Source organism: Prauserella rugosa, from assembly GCF_000719975.1.
GTDB classification, from domain to species: domain Bacteria; phylum Actinomycetota; class Actinomycetes; order Mycobacteriales; family Pseudonocardiaceae; genus Prauserella; species Prauserella rugosa.
The window spans coordinates 1-976 of the sequence record NZ_JOIJ01000058.1 but is presented as its reverse complement, the minus strand read 5'-3'; the positions used below and the strand labels follow the sequence as shown (position 1 = coordinate 976).

1 pseudogene is annotated in these 976 nt (G+C 66.7%); it reads right to left on the bottom strand.

Features of this window, described 5'->3' with window-relative positions:
* Nucleotides 1-15 precede the first annotated feature (15 nt).
* Nucleotides 16-925 (bottom strand): annotated as a pseudogene (locus IF64_RS0124900) (IS5 family transposase).
* Nucleotides 926-976 lie beyond the last annotated feature (51 nt).

The following is a 976-nucleotide window of genomic DNA, read 5'->3' as shown; positions in this document are numbered from 1 at the left end:
CTAGGGAGTGTCTCCTTATTGCCGAAGCCAGAGGGTGATCGCGCGGAGGACGATGCCTCCTCGGTAGACGGCGGCGAGCTTGTCGTAGCGGGTGGCGATGCCGCGCCACTGCTTGTGGTCGTTGAAGGATCGTTCGATCACGTTGCGCCGCTTGTAGGTCCGGGCGTCGAACTCGGGTGGGCGGCCGCCGGCGGCACCACGCCGTTTGCGGTGAGCGATCTGGTCTGCGGGCTGAGGGATCACGGTCTTGATGCCCCGGGCCCGTAATCTGGCTCGGATCGCTCGGGATGAGTAGGCCTTGTCGCCGATCAAGGCCTCGGGGCGAGTGCGCGGCCGACCTGGACCGAGCCGCGTGACGGCCAGGTGGGACAGCAGTGGCGCAAGCATGGGAGAGTCACCGGCCTGGCCGGGTGTGAGCGCGATAACCAGCGGGCGGCCGTGGCCGTCGACGAGCTGGTGGATCTTGGTCGATATCCCGCCGCGTGAGCGCCCCAGCGCATGATCAGGCGGCTCGGCGCGTAGATCCTTGTAGTTCTGCTCAGCCCCCTGTGGGCCGACGACGGCCTGCGGGATGTTCGACCCGTCGCAGAGTGAGCGCGTGTTGGTGGGCGCGGTTGATGGTGGAGTCGACCGACACCGTCCAGTCGACCTCGCCCGCGGCGTCGGCCTCGGCAACCAGCCGGGCGTGGATCTTGTCCCAGGTCCCATCGGTCGAGAACCGCTTGTGTCGCTTCCACAGCGTCTGCCACGGTCCGAACGACTCAGGCAGGTCCCGCCACGCGATCCCGGTCCGGAATCGGTAGACGATCCCCTCGACCACCTGCCGATGATCCCTAAACGGCCTGCCCCGCTGGCCGTCCGAGCACGGCATCAGCGGCTCAATCCGAGCCCATTGAGCGTCAGTGAGCACCGCAGAACGTGACATGCGATCAACAATCCCCCCTCTCACCACAGATCTTTAGGAGACACGCCCTAG